We start from the raw sequence: 17,182 nt of genomic DNA, 5'->3' as shown, positions 1-17,182 counted from the left end.
GTTTTCCTGTTATCCCTGCCTCCTCTTCAGGATCGTCAGCGCTGGTGCGCGTGAGTCGGTTACTGATACCTTGTTTGCAGCCTCAATCAGTTGGTCCAGCTCTGCCGCTGAGTAGTGGACGTCTTCGGCCTCGATCCGCGACAGTGGCGACACGTACAGCATCGTAGAGATCGATCGCCTGCTGACTGCGCTCAATTTGGTGGTGGACTCCAAAGCCGACAAAGCCACGACGTTGGGCGGGTATGGCATCACCGACGCTATTCCCAACCTCAACCCGCTGCCTAACAACAGCCTGGACATTCACGCGGGCAGCTTCGGTTTCGTGAGTTCGATTCTCGAATCCAGCCTGTGCCAGAACTGCTACTGGGCGGACAGTCGCTGGATGCGTCACGACACCAGCAAGCCCGCCGTATGCGTGGCCGTCACCAATGGCCGGGCGAACATTCGCAAGGTTGCGGCCGGGGCCAATCCCATTGTCTGGACGTATGACGCTACGTTAATGGACAGCAACAACACCTATAGCAGCACCCAGGTGGACGGCTTGTTGGTGCCCATCAATACCGCGATCGACAAGACCAATGTGAACGTGGGGCAGATCAATAAAGACCTGGTTGTCATCAACAAAACGCTGGATAAAAAGGCCGACAAGGGCACCACGCTCAAGGAATACGGCATCACTGACGCCATTCCAAACCGTAATCCCTTGTCGGGTGACAGCCTGGACATTCACGGGGGGCAGTACGGATTTTTAAGCTCTATCAGCGAAACCAGCCTGTCGCAAAACTGCTACTGGGACGGCTCTAGCTGGATGCGCCACAACACCGGGCTGCCTGCGGTGGTAATGGCGGGCGCGGCCGGTCAACTGATCGTGCGACGTGCAGACGCAGGGGCGAACCCGATTGTGTTCAAGGGGCAAGCCACGATCATCGACAGCTCAAAGCTGGCCACTTCCGCCGAAGTGGGCGTGGCGCGCATTGCTTCTGACGCCCAAATCGATGCGGGAAACGATGACAGCACCATTGTCACGCCCAAGAAACTGCGCCGGGGTTGCTCCTGGTCGATCGGGCGCAATGGCTACTTTGCCGCCCCTACGTGGCTGGGCGGCTGGGTATTGCAGTGGGCGACCACCAGCGAGTGTTTGTCCAGCAGTGATTACCGCTACTTCCCGACCCCGTTCCCGAATGAGTGCTTCGGCATGTTGTTCAGTCTCATGTCCAGCACACAGGGCGGTTTTGGCAACAACTTCGGCATGGTGCACCAGGTTGTGGACAGTTCGCGTTTCCTTTGGAACGCGGGCGGCACCTTTTCATATGAAGGCCAAGCCTTCTGTCTGGCGTTGGGGAAATAATCATGGCCCGTTTCTGTTTTCTACTGGCCGCCGACGGCCTGATTCTGACCCGCTATACAACGGCTTTGCATGGGGATTCGATTCCGGACGAAGCCGTCGATGTGGCGAAAAACATCTATGACGGCTCGTTGAATTACCGCAAGGATCAGCAGCCCTATTACCTCAAGAACCTGCTGGAATTCCGGCCTTATAAGCTCAACGTGCAACAGCAAACATTGCGTACGCGCCAAGACATTGATCAGCGTTGTGAAGAAGCCATCACCTCGGGCTTCACTTCAAGCGCCATTGGCACACGCGCTGACTACAGCAGTCAGCTGGATGACCAGTTAAACCTGAACGCGGCCATTTTGCTGGGTATTGATATGCACTATCCCTGCCGTGATGCCCAGGGTGAAAAGGTCTTTCGCCTGCACACGGCTCAGCAATTGCGGCAAGTGGGGGAGGACTTCAACCAATTCAAAATGAAGCTGTTGGTGTACGCCAATGAGTTGAAACAGCAACTCGATCAAGCGTTGACCAACAACGACTTGAAGGCTGTCGACGCCATTCACTGGGGGGCGGCCATCTCATGAGCTGGGCACCCGTAACCTTGCGCTGGCCCGAGCAAGCCACCCAATGGATGGGCCAACTGAGCACGGCCAAGGATCTGGCCAGCGGCGAGTTGGTCAGCACGGCGCTGCGCTTGAGCGGGCTGGATGGCATGACCAGTACCAACCCCGGGCCGGTGGGTGCTGCGGCCCAAGGCGCGATTGATGCGGGCCGATCGGCACTGACTCAGCAGATGGGTGAAGCCCCGGCCTGTCTTGTGGTGACGCCGTTTCAAAGCGGCGTGGTCCAAGGCACGGGCTACCAGCGCTTTCTGTCAGCGCCGAACCTGGTGCAGCAACTGGCGAACGAACTGGTGGATGTCAGCGATGCCAGCCGCCCGGATGGGCCGCAGCACGCGTTGTGCTTGATGTTTCTGGCCACTCGTCTCGATCAGTTGGCCGAAAGCTTGTCCCGGTTCAATGCGTTGCTGCCGATGCCTGATCTGGTGCGCGCCGAACGCCGGGCGCGGCACCTGTCGAAACTGGAAACCGAAAAGTGGGAATTGCCCAGCGCCGGGACATTGCCGCGCTGGCAGGCGTTGCCGCTGGAGCGCTGCACATTGCTCAAGGCCGCCAAACAATCCATGTCCGGCCAACTGGCGGTGTTGGAGAGCTACGCGGCTGACAGCTCACCGATGAGCGATCTGGCGGCATTGGCCAAACGCAAGGTGGCGCAGCAGCAAGGACGCGACCAACAACTGAACGACCTTAAGGCCTTGCTCGCCGGTGGCCATGCCGACAGCAGCCTGCGCGCGCGGATGATCGGCCCGGGCACAGCCAGCGACTTGCGCCGGGATCTGTTGAAGGAAGAAGCCCCCGGGCATGAGTGGGTGCTGTGTGCCGGTGTGTTGCTGGTGGGGTCGGAACAGGGCTTGAGCTTTGTGCGCGAACTGGTGGGCCTATGACGCTGTTACTCGATGGCGAACAGGTGCGCGGCAAAAACCTGAAAATCACCGCGAATATGCGCATTGAAGCCGCTGATCTTTCAGGCCAGACCAGCAACACCGAAACCGCACACAAGGGCTTTAAGCCCAAGACCCTGACCGCTTCGATGATGATTCCCTACATTGATCAGGTGCAACTTCGCGATCTGATGCGGATGGCCGAAGCCACTGAAGGTGGTGGCCAGCTCAAAACTTATCGAGTCGTCAATGACACCGCCAGCGCGTTCGGGATCCGTCAGGTGGAGTTTTCCGAAGGCGTCAGCGCCCGGGAAGACGACACCCTCAGTGCCTGGCGGATTCAGTTCACCCTGAGCGAAAAAGTCTCCAACCCGCAGAAAGTCGAGGGACGGCGCCCGGCCAATGGGGTCAAAGCGCAATCCGGCCCGGGCGCGGCTGTGGGAAGTGGTGGCGGCGGTACCGGCGCCGATTCGGATGGAGGCGAACAACAACTGACGGGCTTTGAAGCGACGTTGAAAAAGGTTGATGGCTGGTTGGGCGGGGTAGGTGGCGCATGAAACTGCACAAGATCCTCAGCATCAACGGCGAGCCGGTGGCCCTGATTAAAGACGAGGTGCGGCTGGACTTGAAAAGCCCGGGCCGGGCCACGTTCACCATTCAAGCCGCTGCCCCCGTGAGGGGGCTTGTCACACTCGACATCGGCTACAACGAAAGCACGTTGCAACGCCACTTCATTGGCTACGTCGAGCGCTGCACCGCTGCCAACAGCGTGCAGCAGGTGCTGTTCTGCCGCGAGATGGCCGCGATCCTTGCCAAACCGCTGCCGCTGAACCTGCGTCACGTGGATCTGCGCGCCGTGCTGACCGAAATCAGCCAACACACCGGCCTGCGTTTTCGTGTGCCGGCACAAGCGTACGCCAGTGTAAAAGCCCCGTTTTTCTACAGCCTGGCAGCGGGTTTTCAAGCCATGGACAGCATGGCCCGCGTGTTCAACATCCCCGACTTCATCTGGCAGCAGCAAGGCGACGGCGAAGTGTTTGTGGGCAGTTGGGCCGACAGCTTCTTCGGCGTGCGAACGCCGCTACAACTGCCTGCCGAGCTGTTCGACGGCTACCAAGGCAATCAAAGCGCACTGATCGCGGCCCTTCCCGGGTTGCGACCAGGTGCAACAATCAACCAAGGCGAGCGCATCACCAGTGTGGCCCTCGTCGACAACCAGATGGCCATCCGATGGACGACGCAATCCGCCGTAGCGTAGAACGACAATTCCCCGAACTCTCAGGTGGTTACCACCTGCCGCGCTTTGCCCGGGTTGTGGCCGTAGCCGATGCCCCCAGCGGCGCCGGAATCTGCGACGACTTCCGTCCGCGCTATGCCGTAGATATTCAAGTGCTGTTGCCCGATGGCGAGCCGGATCCGGATCTGCCCATGCTGGCCGGGGTGCCGCTGCCGCTGCCCACAGGCGGCGAAGAAATGGGCATCTATGCCTTTCCCGAAGAAGGCACCCAAGTCGTCGTGTGCTTCGCCTACGGCCTGCCGCACAAGCCCTACATCCAAACCATCCTCCCGCACGGCCTGAGTATGCCCAAGGTGCCGAAAGGGGATCAGGTCTGGCAGCATAGCGAAGCGTGCCAGCAGCGGGTCGATGCGGATGGCAACTGGCTGCGTCAAACCGATGGCAAGATTAAGGACAAGGCGATTGAGCGCGAGGTGGAAGCGCTGGATAACACAGAGACCTTCCAGAACCACACCAGGACGGTGGACGACCATTCAACCGAGTCAGTAGGCGGGATCAAGAAAATAGAAGCGCTGGGCGCGCTCAAGCTGCTGTCGGGTGGATCTGCGAGCTTGGCGGCGGTGGATGATCTGCACCAGGCGACCGGGCGGGACTTGAACCTTGTCGTGGGGCAGAAGCACAACGCCACGGTGGGTGGCGATATGCAGGAGCGGATCCAGGGACTACGTAAAAGCGTTGCAGAAATCAGTCTTAATTTACAGTCACCTAAGATTTGGTTGGGGTCGGACGCTATTAACGTACTGAGAGTGTTATGCGACACGTTAAGTCTTGTCGAGCAATTAGCAAACCAGATAGCCTTACATACTCATGGCACGCCACAAATCCCTGCACAAGCCGATGCGTTTTTAGCAGATGCGGCAAAGGCGGGATTACTGCTTACAAAACTGAATTCGGTCACTCTTTAGCATCCTGCCGAGCTCTCTCCTCAATTTGCTTAGTAAGAGTATCGGCAAGTGTATCTGCAGAAAATTCAGGGCTTGCATTAAAGTAGTTTAGGGGGGAGGGGTAGTTTAGTTTTTGAACGTTCATGTATATCGCTAAGCCTGAAGTGAGAATGCGGATTGCATCTTTGTGAGGTGGTAGGGTAGGGTCATACTCGCTGTAAACTTCCGCTATTGATTTATCATGATTTACCTTGGTCCAGTCCTCCGAGCCATCCTCATCAAATACTATGCCTTTTTGGATAGTCCAGCTATCGTGGCTATCAATAACTGGGCTAGATCCCTTGGGTTTTATTTTTGAAGAAAATAGAAAAATCAGAGGCGAAACATTGCTTTTTATTTCTGGGATGTAAACTACTAGTCCGGCAAAGCGGAATTTGTAACCGACTTGATTGTCTGTCGTGTAAATTGTCATGTAGTTTTCTTCTAAATGTTCAATTACCACGGCATGGCCGGATGTATGAGAGTTCACTACGTCACATGAGAATTTCAGCTTTCCATCTTTTTGTAAATGAAGCAAAAACTCATGTGCTTGCTTAAAATTTTTAATTGTCATGACGCCGGACGGAGAAACATTTTTTATTCTTGCGGAGCGTAAGGCTGAAATCAAAGCTTCAATGCTTTGCGCTTTTATTTTGTTTTTTAATTCCCCGTAGATTTTCTTTGTTAGGTTGTAAGCTCTATCTAGTTCGGTGCGGCCTTGTCCTTTGTAGTACTGTTCTCCTAGTATAGGTGCTAAAAGCTCGTCCAGATCAAATAGATGGTCTAGTAGCGTTTTGGCCACATCGTCTTCTGTAATTATTGCGGCGCTATGCGTTATCTTGTTTCGCCAAGACTCAACTTTGAGTAGTTTCTTTTTTAGTTGTTCGCTAATCGGAATCCCGCATATATCTCGAAGGCGATCTATGGACTCTTTAAATGTCACCGTATGGACGCCTTCCGCTTCGTATAGTTCGGAGATCTCGCCCTTTGCTTTACTCCTGTAAGCTTCTTTAAGTCTACTGATGTCAGTGTAAAGTAAGAATTCATTGTGCGTTACTAACAAATGTTTGAATAGTATTTCCACTCCATGTTGGATGTTCAAGATTGAATCTTTAAGTGATGAAAATTTTTGAGCGTCTTGCGCTTTCAATAATTCTAAGTTTTCATGCTCGTTAAGGTGTTGGTACCCTTTTCTTAGGGAGTCAAGTCCATTTTCTATAAGAGATATTCTCACTATTATTCCTTGCGTAGCTTTTGGTAGGTTTGGTCTTATAAGGCCAGCGAAATTACTATTCCTTTAGGCTACTAAAATTTATCACTGATTGACCGCATAGCAAAGCATTCAGCATCGGCACACATCCCCTCGACTGGTAGCGTACATTTGCAAACATAGGTTTGACTTAAAATAACAGCTGGGAAAGTACTTATCCCCCTCCCGCCGACGGGCCTTGTGTCTTTTTTTTGTGCAAATTCTGATGTAGTGCAAACGAACCTGCAGCCCAGGCGGGCCGTGGGGCTCTGCAGCCGCTCGGCAATTGCACAGAATGCAAAGTTTTGAAGGGAAGTGCAGCGCGGTTGCACGGAGGTGCTCAGAACGGACGCGGAAGGCGTAGCGGTGAAGTGCCCGGATTCATTGGGCGAAAACTTTTAAAACGTAGGTTTCGATGTGTTTTCAAAAACGCGTACGATCTTTTTCGGGCAGGTATTGATGGTGTGCGGGGAGAGGCTGAATTCCCTGCCTGCCACGACTGGCGGGGCCTTTAGCGTATCTGTTGGATTTCACGGGACTGCAGATGGTCGACGATCACATTCCTCATTGCTCGGGCAAATCAGGCTCGCCTAAAAAACGTCGTTTTATTGAGATTAGTTCTCAGACCGAGGGGGTATTTTCAAAAAGAGCGATATGAGTAGTACGGGTCGATGGATAGGTGTGGAGGCCCCGGTTTTAAAGGGCTTTCGGTATTACAAGGTGAGGTAATATGAAGCGATATGAAAAGTAATATTTCTGGCAACCCCCCGGATTCATTGGGTTTTGAGGAGTAGAAATATAGCTTTTAAGAAAGGTAATACTATCGCCATCATATCGCTTCAATATAGCCTTTTCCAAAAACTGCTGTAGGCCTTTATCTATAAGGGCTGCGGCTGTTTTTCGGAGGAGATATTACTAATATTACTCTTTTTCTGAGCCCTCAAAGATTTTTAGAGTTCGTACGGATCGTACTGCCATTGGGCGTGGTGTTGGGCGGCGTTTGCGTTAGCGATCTATAATTGTGGGGCGCAGAGCAAACGCCCCTCCAGAGCTTACGTCTAGGCGGCATAAATTTTAATGTTCAAAAAAAGCCTGATTGCTTTTTCATGGAGACTAGGTTTGTTCGACTATATATTGTGGGGCTGGTTCTAGGTGGTTGTTTAATATGGTTCTGATTGTTTCAATAGGGCGTTGATTGTGGAATAGAACTCTCAGAAATATCCCGTCCATAAGTACCATCTCGTGCTGTTCATTGCCAATGTAAATGGCTTTGCCATTGTGTCTGTAAGGAGAAAATCCTTTCTGGTCTAATATACTGGCCTCCTTGTTTGTACCTTCGCGAACGGTAAAGCCTTCATTTTCAAGTTTTTTTAGTAAGGCGGTTATATTGAGGCCGATGCAAACATTTTTTCGGCCAAATAGAATGTCAAATTTATTTTTTTGTGAGATGTTCAAGTTGAATATTGGAAGGGCTAGAGGATGGGTCATGCAGTCTATTAGTCCGGCTCTTGGACAGTTAGCTGTTCCTCCGGATTCATCAAACCAAAAATTAAAAGCGATATGGCCATTAGCCAAAGCAAAGCCTTTGGCGTACGACGCAATATATAGGCAGTCGTCAATAATATCCAAGGCACTGCCCGTCGAGTCTGATTGATCAAGAATCGCATTTAATTCACTGTGCCAGCCTGGTATGTGCACAGGCTTCTCAGGGATGAAGATTTTTTTATTCGTGTCAGGATCAAGTGAGATGCCCTTCGTAATAATCTCCTTCACGTGCCTCATGCGATCCACTTGTCGATACATTCGTTGTAGCTGTTTGATGCCTGATTTTCCGTGCTCTTGAGCGAAAAAATGGAGCGAGCGAGGGCAGCCTTTTTTTGCAAAAAAATTCATGAACTCCATAATTTCATGGTTCTTTTTTCCTTCTTTTACCTCGCTGATCGATATGCCACCACGAGCACCCATTGTAAGCAAATCGCCAACTTGAACAAAAGAGGTCAGATCGGATATTAGTGAGAAGCTTCCAGGGTCTTTGCTCATTGTTTGATTGGCTGCTGAAACAACTGAGTCAAAGTTTGATTGCTTCAAGTTTATCGTTGTTTGCTCTTTGTAAAAACTGCGTGCAAAGCAAAGTTGTTCGCCAATCATCTGCCAGCCCATGCTATCGGCGATACCACTGAATAAAACTGTGTGTGAGTCAGTCAAGGTTTCATTGGATTGGATGATTTCGGTAATGATCTTCTGGGCCTCACGCATTCCTTTATGGGATAAGGCTAAGAACTTTGTTTTAAGATCTGGTTTTTTTTCAAAGCCTTCAGCCTTAATCTCGTCCCATACAGGCTTTGATCCCTCACAAGAAAGTTCAAAAAGGTTGTGAGCAAGCTCCTCTAGATTATTATCAAGACACCTGGGGTGCATTTTTTCAAATGGGTCATATTTTATATTTTTTTTGTTAGACATGGGCTGAGATTCCTGTATTTAGCACGAGTTTTTAAACTTCCTTAAAAGGGGAGAGCTCAAGCTGGAATGAGTGGTTGGCTGGAGTTGCTTGTAGGATTTCTACATGTGGATATAGGTTTTTGATAGTTATCGATAACTCTTTTTTTTGATCTTGGGGCATGCGGCAACCAAAAATCGCCCCTGTGAGCTCTCTGGCGCCAAACGCTTTATCCTCATAAGGAGCAAACTTATCGCGTCCATCTCCTGCGAAAATCCGCCATTCGTTCTCATGGGCCCATGCGTCAGACTTGGTATAAACCAGCTTGTTTATGCGTATAGCAGAATCGAAAATCACTAACCCAGCCAAGAAGTCGGATAGCTCATCGTCCTCAAATAATCTTGGGATGTCAGGCATATAAGACATTTTCTTAGCTAGCTGATATGGGCTGTTCTTCTCGGGCTCATCTTGGAATCGTAAAGCTACACCTTTGTTGCTATCAGCATAGTAAGCCCACATTAGTTGATTAATAGGTGAGTCAGTCAGGCACAATATTTTGCTAGTGGAAAGGTGCGCTCTTGTTATTTCGTGTAGTTTTTTTGCGTTCTCATCGAATATTGAAAATGTCTGTTTTATTCCTTTTTCCATGTTTTGAGTGAATTTTTCTTTAGATATTCCTAGAAGCATTGGTCTCATTAAACTAATTGCGGATGACATCTGACTGTTTGGATGCCCGATTAGTTCTCCAGTATATGCTTTCCATAGCTTTTCTAGTGCGTGATGAAGGACTTTTTCGCGGTCAAAGTTAATGCCGAGATCAAACTGAATGTCGTAGGGGTCATTCAAAGTCGCTGGAGTACTCCAGCGAAGCGTTTGGTTTTTAAGCACAATGTCTGCGGTGCTATAAGTCATGTATTTATAAAAAGCTTCAGGCATTGTCTCGTGCTCTAACGGACGGATGGGCATAATGCCATCATGTCTTGTCTAACGAGTCAATAGGGCAGAGGCGCGCAAGGTATAAACTATCCATTTCCTCATCAGGTAAACTGAGGTTAGCCTGATGATCTCGTATGGAGCGTGAAGCGAATGGTGCCGAATTGGTACGGGAGGGTTCTTATTCTTCCTTGGAGCCTTCGTTTACGGGTGGACTTTGTTCAGTAACTCCCAGCCACCATCGAGGCAATGCAGAAGCAGCTTGATATGGTTTCATGCCAATAGTTGTCGTTCGGTCGATAGTCGGAGCGGGGCAAAAAAGGCCGAGTGACTTTTCGAGTGATCTTGTCACCTACGGTTCAGCACAGTTAGGCATCGTTGCAGCGAGCGCCAAGTGCGAAGCCTTGAATTTAGCGGCCTGTAGAGATACAAGCTTGAATGGGGTGCTAGGGGTCGAGTGTTCGAATCACTCCGTCCCGACCATATAATTCAATGACTTAGCCCAACTTTCGCGAGTTGGGCTTTTTCATGCGCGTGACTTTTGCGTGACTTCTTTAAACTTCACGCCTGCCTCCTCTCAAAACTGTCAGAACCGGGCCTCTTGAGTCGGTCGCGGATACCCTATTTGCAGCCTCAATCAGTTGCCCCAGCTCTGCGCCGGAGTACTGACTGGTGATGCTGCCATTCTTAAACCCGAGCAACGCTTTGCGGTCTTCCTCGGTCACACCTGCCGCCCTAAGGGGTCGACTAAACGTGTGCTTCAAATCGTGACCCCGGATAGACAAGTAGCCTGGATGAGCAGGGCGCAGGTATTTCCCCTGCCATATCTTCGCTGCGCGTACCTGTGCTTACTTCCAGGCCGAATCGTTCATCCGATGCATTTTGGTGTCGTCATAGGGAAATACCCATTCCTTGCTCTGGCCGCGCTGCTGCTCGATGACTGTCTTGGGCACCCCATTCAGAACCACAAGACGATCCTCGCCGTTCTTCACACCAGAGGTTCCACGTCTCCCGCCAAAGCCAGCCGGTATCACTAAAACACTAGTACCCAACTCAGACACAGCATCTTCCAATCCCACTGCAGCTTGCAGACCTATTGCTCACGACAGCCAGTGTTCACCTTGAACATGGCCATATGTTGCAAGGGCGCTGGCAACTCAGCAAACAACACTGACTGCTCTTCCCAAGAAAGCGGGTAGCGAAACCAACAGTATTGGTATCTAAGAGGCCTGAAAGTTTTGTATTTAAGTCACTGGCCATACCATGGCACACCGACTTTTCGGAGCGAATCCGTGCTTGTATTCCTCGCTCAATATCGCCGCTAGCCTTTGATCTAGGTCTTTGGTTGCTTTCGTCTGAAACCCCAGACGGGAGTAAAAAGGTGCATTCCATGGCACGTTTGTGAAGGTGGTAAGCGTTACGAAACTAAGTCTGGTTGAACTCGCATATTCCATCGCTGCCTTGATCAGGCGCCGCCCGGTGCCTTGTCCTTGCATCGATTGCATCACTGATAATTCATGGATGTGTAGATCATTGCCGTGCTGCTCAGCGCTGAGAAATCCTTGGGGCCTATTTTCGGCATCAAGTGCAACCCAACATGTCGATAGCGCGATGAGTTGGCTATGACGCGCGATGGACATCGGAGGCGATTCAGCCAGCCAACTCAACTCAGCAATCATGCGAAATGCTTGAGCAGCGGAGGTTTCAATGGCGGGCAGGAGTTGTGCATCTTCTGGTACAGCAAGGCGGATAATCGCAGGCATGTGTCGCCTTTAGTGATTAAAGAGAGATGGCGATGAAACTAGATAAACCAGCTTTGGAAAATTGAAGATATCACGCGCTCAGACAAGCAGGCTTGCTGACTGTGCCAGAGAGGGCTGGTGGCGACGATAGACAGATGATTCAAGCGCCGGGCGGCAAGCGACGGTCGAAAAGTAGTCGCCCATGAACGCTCACCGAGGCCTAATTACCGCCTATTTCAGGCGCCAAGCTGTTTGCTCTATCAAAGGTAGCGGAAAGCCGAAGAGTCCTGATCAATAGGTCGTGAAGACTGTCCACAGCTTTCGAGCCCCGAGAGGCCTGGCTTCGAAATACAGAGACTTCCATCGGCATCAGGGGGCCTAAGCCTTGTTCTGGTCCCAAAATCTTCAAATGCGCTGGTGCGCTGCATCGGGTGAGCACTGCCACAGCTAAGCCGCTTTCCACTGCTGCAATCTGCCCCGCGAGGCTGGAACTGTTGTACATCACCTTGTATCGACGTCCTTGTAATGCCAGCGACTGCAAGGCGCTGCGCCTGGCAAGGCTGGCGTCCTCATAGACGGCGATGGGCAGCGGGTCGCGCCGCCAGACCTGGAATTGAGCATCCCCGACCCACACCATAGGCTCATGAAACAATAACGTCCCATGCTGAGGGTTGTCGCGGGAAACCAATGCGATATCCAGATCGCCACTCATTACCTTTGGAATGAGGGAGGTCGACTGCTCGCAGCTCAACTCTATCTCTACTGCACCAAAGTTTGGGGCAAAGCGTTTGAGCGCGGGCGTCAGGTAGCGCGCTGCGTAATCGTCGGGTACGCCGAGGCGAATCCGGCCCGTCACCTGACTCCCATGAAAAGCTGCCTGGGTTTCCGCATGCAGATCCAACATTCGACGAGCATATCCCAACAGCATTTGCCCTTGGGGGGTGAGTTGGTGCTGGCGCGGGCCTCGCACCAGGAGCAGGCAATCGAGGGAAGCCTCAAGCTTCTTAATCTTCATGCTGACTGCTGATTGAGAACGATGCACCTCAGGAGCTGCGCCTGATAACGAGCCTGCGTCCGCCACGGCCACGAAGCATTTCAGCCAATCAATCTGTAAATCGTGAAAGGTCACAGCCGTCACCAGTGATATTCGATTAGCGGATAGCTTATCAGCGATTTATGCGTTTTTCTTTGAGCACTGTCTGCAAGCAAAGTAGCGGCAGACTGACTCTCGTCATTAGTGGGGTCAATTGAACCGCTCATCAATTCCTAACCGGAAGTGCTCGCATAATGAAACAGCCTAACAACGATCTGCATGAATTTGACCGACAGTTGGTCTGGCTCGGCTTTGCCAAGCTGGCTCCGATTTCCCTTTTCGTGACGATCTTCGGGGCAGCCTTCGGATTAGCGGCAACCCAAGCAGGCTTGAACGAGACGGTGATAGTGGCTATGAGCACCTTGGTTTTTGCGGGGGCTGCGCAATTCGCAGCACTAGAGCTCTGGGGGCGTGATGTCTCACTGGCTGCTATAGCCATCACAGTATTTGCGATCAACGCTCGCCACCTGCTCATGGGGGCCACGCTTTATCCGTGGCTGCAACACCTCACCAAGACGAAACGCTACGGCATCATGCTGGTCGTTTCGGATGCTAACTGGGCGCTTTCGATGCAGGCGTTCGGCAAGCGCCAACCTGGAATGGGGCTTCTATTGGGCGGCGGTCTGGTGCTCTGGCTGTCTTGGGTAATCGGCACCTGGATCGGTGTACTCTCCGGTGGTGCCATTCATGACCCCAAGGCTCTGGGGCTGGATAGGGTGATGGGTTGTTTTCTGTTGGCCATGGTGGTCGGCGGGGATAAAAGTCTTCGCCTCCTGATAATCTGGATTGTCGCTGCATGCGCGTCGCTGCTGGCGTATCGATATTTACCCGAAAACAGCAATGTCATTGTAGGTGCGGTGGCGGGCGGGATAGCCGGAACGATCCGGACGGAGAACAAGCATGAGCGTTGAGACAGCAGATTCAGGCGCTTTGATTCTGGTAATGATCATGGCGCTCGTGACAGTGGCAACTCGTTGGGGAGGCGTGTACGTGATGGCGTTCGTGCAAATCGGGCCTCGGGTTGAGCAGTTCATAGCGGCGATGTCCAGCTCAGTACTGGTAGCCCTTCTGGCTCCGATGGCATATCAGGGCGACAACGCTGCGCGACTGGCACTGTTGATCACCGCAGGCGCCATGTTGATTATAAGGAAGCCACTACCAGCAATCGCAGCGGGGGTAGTAGCGGCTGCGCTTTTCAGGCAGTTCTAACTCATTTTAGGCCTGACCGTGACTGTCCACTGTTGGCCCACTGTAGACGATCACCCGGCACTGCCAGTTCTGATTCTTCGTTCCAGCCGCAATAAAAAAGACCGCATACACCCTTGGCCAATGCTGAAGTTGGTCACTGATATAGACGGTCGTAAAGGGGGGGGGCTCAGAAGCCGCTTAAAGCTGCTTCAAGGTTTCTTGAGTAATGGCTTCAAGGCCCGCCTCGGTGACTCTCTTCCAGTCATCATCAGTGACCACTTTTACCTTCTCGCTGATGAGGGTTTTGACACTATGGGCAGGCGCGTCATGGGTTTTTATCTGCAAATAGGACCTGTTTTGAAGCACCTTGTCGAGCACCCCTTCGGTCGTAGACCATGACCAGAATTCAACGATTTGCACGTTCACTACACTGGCATCACTGGCACCGGGAGTGCTGACTACTTGGTAGCCTGCCTGCCGGTAAGCCGTGGCAACAGCATCGCCCACCAGTTCTGAAACGGTGCGCCCCTTGGGCAACAATACATCGCCGATGGCCATGTTGTAGTTGTTGCGTTTACGCGCGATCGCTCGTTCGGTAATCGACTTGTCGTCGATCTCGTCGTACTTCAATGAAGGAATATCGAAACTGGAGGGTTTGATATGAAAAACTCGATCATCCACGGTGCTGATATAGACTTTTTTTCCATTGGCGGGAGCAGGGGTCTGACTATTGCCTGGCGGCAAAATATCTACTTCTGCCCTGTTGGTAGCACAACCGGCTAACAGCACCAACGCGACAACTACCCAAATTTTTCGAACCATCTACTTACTCCTTCATAGTTTGTGCCTTGCCAGGCACGTCCAAAATACGCGTCGCACAGGAGTGTAGAAGACAATTCACAGCTCAATTGGCCGACTGCCCCGCAAAGCCTTGCTCAAATATGGCTCAGATATATCGCAGTCAAAGCGGGGGTCGCTGGAAGCGGCAACAGCGGCTGTAATTATTTCGGAGAGTTGAGGTTCAGTGTGGGGGTCTCGTCGAAGAAGTTCCAAGGCTTGAGCAGTACGTGAACCCATTCGGTTGGCATGATCGGCCACTCCTCGGCGCGTGCCACGTGAGTAGTGCCCGTGGTCAGCCACACCACATTGTCGCTATTCTCGATCGATTGGTTGTTGGCTGAGAACAGGCCCAGACCGGTATCAGTTGCAGAGCGATTCGGGTATTGCCCTTCGGGATAACGCTCTTGAGGGTCGTAACGGGTCACCCATATTTGCTTGTCCATGAAACTCAGTCGATGGCGCAACCATTCGTCGCCAGCAAAATTAGCGCCCTTGGCCACTGGGTGAGTCCCCCCGGCATAGGGGATCAGTTGGTAGGAGACCGGGTATCCCATCTTGTTTTCCTTGCCCGTATTGCTGACCAGGCGAATGGTCGCGGGGTCGAACTTTTGCGCAGCTTGCTGTTCAGTGCTGACCACCTTTTGGTCAATTTGCATGGTGCTGGTGCGCGGCCCACCGCGGTCGTTTTTGGCGACCACCGGATTAAGTTCGACCAACGAGTTGTTCTCGCCATCTACGTCCATGTCCAGGCGGAAGTTGTAGATGTGTTGGTGGGTGGTGCCGACAATATTGTGGTCGATCAAAGTACCGTAGCGAGTGTCCTCTTTGGCCGTGGCGTCATGAAGGGTGCTGGACTTCACGCCTTTAACCGCCTCGATGCCCGTTGCACCGGCGTCGATACCAATCACCCCGTTTTCCTGGAAGACCCAGTCAAAAATGTAGTCGTAGTTGCCGATGGTGCTGATCCAGCGAATCACCAGTTCCCGGCGTTCGGTGCTGAGGTTGGGTTGGCCCATTTCCTGATGCTTGTATTCAGGGCCTGCATAGCGTTCGAAGATCGCCATCGCGCGCGGGATTTTGGTGGGCGAGCCCTTGTAGTCGGCGATGGTCGCGTCCAGCAGCACTGCGTTTTGAGGCGCGTCCTTACCGGGCTGGATCTGGGAGGTGAGAGTCCCCATGCCGTAGTCCCCGGAATCGAGATAGGCTTTGAAGTACCAGCCCACGTCTGGATCACCATAGGGCACGATCATGCCGCCCAAGTAACCCTGGTACATGACTTTGCGCTTCTTGCCCTGATCGTTGTAGGTGACCGTGGAAATCACCGGGCCTACCCGCGAATCGAGTGCCAAATGCAGGTCCCAGTTCTGCCAGTGAATGCTGTTACCGGTGATCGTGTAGTTCTTGCCTTCAGGCTCGATGATCTCCAGTGGCTTGACGGTTGCCGCTTTACGTCCGCGCCCGTCATAAGGCGTGGGCTTCATTGGCACCGGCACTATCCCGGCATCTTCGATCTTGATCACGCTCTTGCTTTCCAGGTCGACGATGGCGACCAGATTTTCGATCGGATGAGCCCAGTAGTTACCATCGCCGACATCCAGATAGCTGACCACCTTAAGCAGGCGTTTGTCCTGCGTTAGGCCGTCTTTACCATCAAAGTAGCCCACCGTGAGCGGGGTAGTGACAACCTTCTTGGCGTCTTTGATGCCACGCTTGGCCAGCGCCTGAGCATATTCAGTGCTGCCTTCAATGACAGACTGCACGGTCGCGAAGTCGTCCAGCAGAACCATCCCGTGAACATCCTTGATCGCTTCCCAACTCAGAACTTTTTGGGTGCTCAGGTCTACCACGGCTTCGACAACGTGCCTGCCATCAAGCACGGTCACATTAGCCTCGCGAGGTTGACTCACGGGTTTGGCGGTATAGATGAAGTCCCACACTTCGCTCTTTTTCGGCCCCCGGAGCGATATCTCCGTGAACCGGAAATTTGGTTTGTAGTGCTCTGAACGGTTGATGGCCTCGACAGCGAGCTTGATCTCGTCGGCACTCAAAGCATTCAGTGGATGTGGACGGGTTTCGACGCTAAAGGTTTTATCCAGGCCAGACTGGAATACTTCATTGATGAAGTCGTGCGACATAAGTGCAGTGTTGTTTTTGAATACCACCGGAACGCTAAGCTCGAATCTTTTGCCGTTAAGCATCGCCACGTTGCTGTTGGGTTTTACCTTAACATAGGCCCCGTCTTTGGAAATAACGAAGAGGTTGGCATAGTCGTCCCATTTGACAGTGGCCCCAAAGTTTTCCAGGGTCGACTTTAGAGGCACCATCTCCGCTGCGCCGCCATGTGCCTGGGCGGTTGAAGTAAGGCCGGCAAAGATTAATGCCAAGGCCATCGGAGCTAATTTAAAGTGACGGCGTTTAAGTGTCTTACTCATAAATGGAGTCCTTAAAGTTCCCAGCAAAGTATTCGAAAGCGGGCAGGCACAATCACTTTAAGATGCGGTTGTTGGCGTCCTTTAACACAAATTGGCAATTCATCATGCCGGGGGCTTTTAATGTTAGTGGCGCGAAAGAAGTGCACTAACTTAACGCAAGGATGCTTTAAGTTGGTGCTCAAAATGGATCTTTAGTGGGCGTTCAGCACGC

15 protein-coding genes and 2 pseudogenes are annotated in these 17,182 nt (G+C 52.2%); 8 read left to right on the top strand and 9 right to left on the bottom strand.

All coding sequences use genetic code 11. The features are described from left to right. Window positions 1–9 precede the first annotated feature (9 nt). Window positions 10–117 (bottom strand): annotated as a pseudogene (locus FJD38_RS24715) (integrase); the annotation flags it as partial. Between the two features lie 82 nt (window positions 118–199). On the opposite strand from FJD38_RS24715, the gene FJD38_RS00270 reads away from it, so the two are divergent. The 6 genes from FJD38_RS00270 to FJD38_RS00245 are packed head-to-tail and all read left to right on the top strand — an operon-like array spanning window position 200 to window position 5,039. After that, window positions 200–1,348: a gp53-like domain-containing protein gene (locus tag FJD38_RS00270; protein WP_146383589.1), complete on the top strand. Its 1,149-nt coding sequence runs from the start codon at window positions 200–202 to the stop codon at window positions 1,346–1,348. 2 nt (window positions 1,349–1,350) lie between these two features. Beyond that, on the top strand, window positions 1,351–1,920 hold the full coding sequence (locus FJD38_RS00265) for a DUF4376 domain-containing protein (RefSeq protein WP_146383588.1): 570 nt from the start codon (window positions 1,351–1,353) through the stop codon (window positions 1,918–1,920). Then, window positions 1,917–2,840, top strand: a complete 924-nt coding sequence (locus FJD38_RS00260; RefSeq protein WP_146383587.1) for a hypothetical protein — start codon at window positions 1,917–1,919, stop codon at window positions 2,838–2,840. The genes FJD38_RS00265 and FJD38_RS00260 overlap by 4 nt, the downstream gene beginning before the upstream one ends. Beyond that, on the top strand, window positions 2,837–3,394 hold the full coding sequence (locus tag FJD38_RS00255; RefSeq protein WP_146383586.1) for a baseplate complex protein: 558 nt from the start codon (window positions 2,837–2,839) through the stop codon (window positions 3,392–3,394). Before FJD38_RS00260 ends, FJD38_RS00255 begins: the two co-directional genes overlap by 4 nt. Further along, entirely contained in the window at window positions 3,391–4,095 is a 705-nt protein-coding gene (locus tag FJD38_RS00250; RefSeq protein ID WP_146383585.1) for a hypothetical protein, read from the top strand. Before FJD38_RS00255 ends, FJD38_RS00250 begins: the two co-directional genes overlap by 4 nt. Next, window positions 4,068–5,039, top strand: a complete 972-nt coding sequence (locus tag FJD38_RS00245) for a hypothetical protein (RefSeq protein WP_146383584.1) — start codon at window positions 4,068–4,070, stop codon at window positions 5,037–5,039. The genes FJD38_RS00250 and FJD38_RS00245 overlap by 28 nt, the downstream gene beginning before the upstream one ends. On the opposite strand, the gene FJD38_RS00240 is transcribed toward FJD38_RS00245, so the two are convergent. From FJD38_RS00240 to FJD38_RS00215, 6 genes and pseudogenes are all read right to left on the bottom strand, one after another. Beyond that, window positions 5,029–6,291 (bottom strand): hypothetical protein, encoded by a 1,263-nt coding sequence (locus FJD38_RS00240; protein ID WP_146383583.1) that lies wholly within the window; start codon window positions 6,289–6,291, stop codon window positions 5,029–5,031. The two genes, FJD38_RS00245 and FJD38_RS00240, sit on opposite strands and share 11 nt — an antisense overlap. A gap of 1,128 nt (window positions 6,292–7,419) precedes the next feature. Then, window positions 7,420–8,766 (bottom strand): hypothetical protein, encoded by a 1,347-nt coding sequence (locus FJD38_RS00235; protein ID WP_146383582.1) that lies wholly within the window; start codon window positions 8,764–8,766, stop codon window positions 7,420–7,422. 31 nt (window positions 8,767–8,797) lie between these two features. Further along, on the bottom strand, window positions 8,798–9,709 hold the full coding sequence (locus FJD38_RS00230) for a DUF2971 domain-containing protein (protein WP_146383581.1): 912 nt from the start codon (window positions 9,707–9,709) through the stop codon (window positions 8,798–8,800). 521 nt (window positions 9,710–10,230) lie between these two features. Continuing rightward, a pseudogene (locus FJD38_RS00225) lies at window positions 10,231–10,874 on the bottom strand (tyrosine-type recombinase/integrase); the annotation flags it as partial. Between the two features lie 46 nt (window positions 10,875–10,920). Further along, complete coding sequence (locus FJD38_RS00220; RefSeq protein ID WP_146383580.1) at window positions 10,921–11,439, bottom strand: GNAT family N-acetyltransferase; 519 nt, start codon at window positions 11,437–11,439, stop codon at window positions 10,921–10,923. A gap of 199 nt (window positions 11,440–11,638) precedes the next feature. Continuing rightward, the gene (locus FJD38_RS00215; protein ID WP_146383579.1) at window positions 11,639–12,547 is read right to left on the bottom strand and encodes a LysR family transcriptional regulator; all 909 of its coding nucleotides are present in this window, start codon (window positions 12,545–12,547) and stop codon (window positions 11,639–11,641) included. A 158-nt stretch (window positions 12,548–12,705) separates the two neighbouring features. On the opposite strand from FJD38_RS00215, the gene FJD38_RS00210 reads away from it, so the two are divergent. Continuing rightward, entirely contained in the window at window positions 12,706–13,422 is a 717-nt protein-coding gene (locus FJD38_RS00210; protein WP_146383578.1) for an AzlC family ABC transporter permease, read from the top strand. After that, entirely contained in the window at window positions 13,412–13,720 is a 309-nt protein-coding gene (locus FJD38_RS00205; RefSeq protein ID WP_146383577.1) for an AzlD family protein, read from the top strand. The genes FJD38_RS00210 and FJD38_RS00205 overlap by 11 nt, the downstream gene beginning before the upstream one ends. A 177-nt stretch (window positions 13,721–13,897) precedes the next feature. Here FJD38_RS00205 and FJD38_RS00200 read toward each other — a convergent pair whose 3' ends face one another. Further along, window positions 13,898–14,521 carry a YajG family lipoprotein gene (locus tag FJD38_RS00200; RefSeq protein ID WP_146383576.1) on the bottom strand — a complete coding sequence of 208 codons (624 nt, stop codon included), beginning with the start codon at window positions 14,519–14,521 and terminating at the stop codon, window positions 13,898–13,900. A gap of 179 nt (window positions 14,522–14,700) precedes the next feature. Continuing rightward, entirely contained in the window at window positions 14,701–16,971 is a 2,271-nt protein-coding gene (gene tynA, locus FJD38_RS00195; protein WP_146383575.1) for a primary-amine oxidase, read from the bottom strand. Between the last annotated feature and the right edge of the window lie 211 nt (window positions 16,972–17,182).

It is taken from the genome of Pseudomonas saxonica, assembly GCF_007858365.1.
Lineage (GTDB): Bacteria > Pseudomonadota > Gammaproteobacteria > Pseudomonadales > Pseudomonadaceae > Aquipseudomonas > Aquipseudomonas saxonica.
This window is presented reverse-complemented; position numbering and strand designations above follow the sequence as displayed.

What these genes read in the sequence shown, in the direction of transcription:
- FJD38_RS00245 (WP_146383584.1), top strand. Translation starts at nt 4,068, where the DNA reads ATGGACGACGCAATCCGCCGTAGCGTAGAACGACAATTCCCCGAACTC.
- FJD38_RS00210 (WP_146383578.1), top strand. Translation starts at nt 12,706, where the DNA reads ATGAAACAGCCTAACAACGATCTGCATGAATTTGACCGACAGTTGGTC.
- FJD38_RS00230 (WP_146383581.1), bottom strand. Translation starts at nt 9,709, where the DNA reads ATGCCCATCCGTCCGTTAGAGCACGAGACAATGCCTGAAGCTTTTTAT.
- FJD38_RS00200 (WP_146383576.1), bottom strand. Translation starts at nt 14,521, where the DNA reads ATGGTTCGAAAAATTTGGGTAGTTGTCGCGTTGGTGCTGTTAGCCGGT.
- FJD38_RS00235 (WP_146383582.1), bottom strand. Translation starts at nt 8,766, where the DNA reads ATGTCTAACAAAAAAAATATAAAATATGACCCATTTGAAAAAATGCAC.
- tynA (WP_146383575.1), bottom strand. Translation starts at nt 16,971, where the DNA reads ATGAGTAAGACACTTAAACGCCGTCACTTTAAATTAGCTCCGATGGCC.
- FJD38_RS00220 (WP_146383580.1), bottom strand. Translation starts at nt 11,439, where the DNA reads ATGCCTGCGATTATCCGCCTTGCTGTACCAGAAGATGCACAACTCCTG.
- FJD38_RS00260 (WP_146383587.1), top strand. Translation starts at nt 1,917, where the DNA reads ATGAGCTGGGCACCCGTAACCTTGCGCTGGCCCGAGCAAGCCACCCAA.
- FJD38_RS00265 (WP_146383588.1), top strand. Translation starts at nt 1,351, where the DNA reads ATGGCCCGTTTCTGTTTTCTACTGGCCGCCGACGGCCTGATTCTGACC.
- FJD38_RS00255 (WP_146383586.1), top strand. Translation starts at nt 2,837, where the DNA reads ATGACGCTGTTACTCGATGGCGAACAGGTGCGCGGCAAAAACCTGAAA.
- FJD38_RS00205 (WP_146383577.1), top strand. Translation starts at nt 13,412, where the DNA reads ATGAGCGTTGAGACAGCAGATTCAGGCGCTTTGATTCTGGTAATGATC.
- FJD38_RS00250 (WP_146383585.1), top strand. Translation starts at nt 3,391, where the DNA reads ATGAAACTGCACAAGATCCTCAGCATCAACGGCGAGCCGGTGGCCCTG.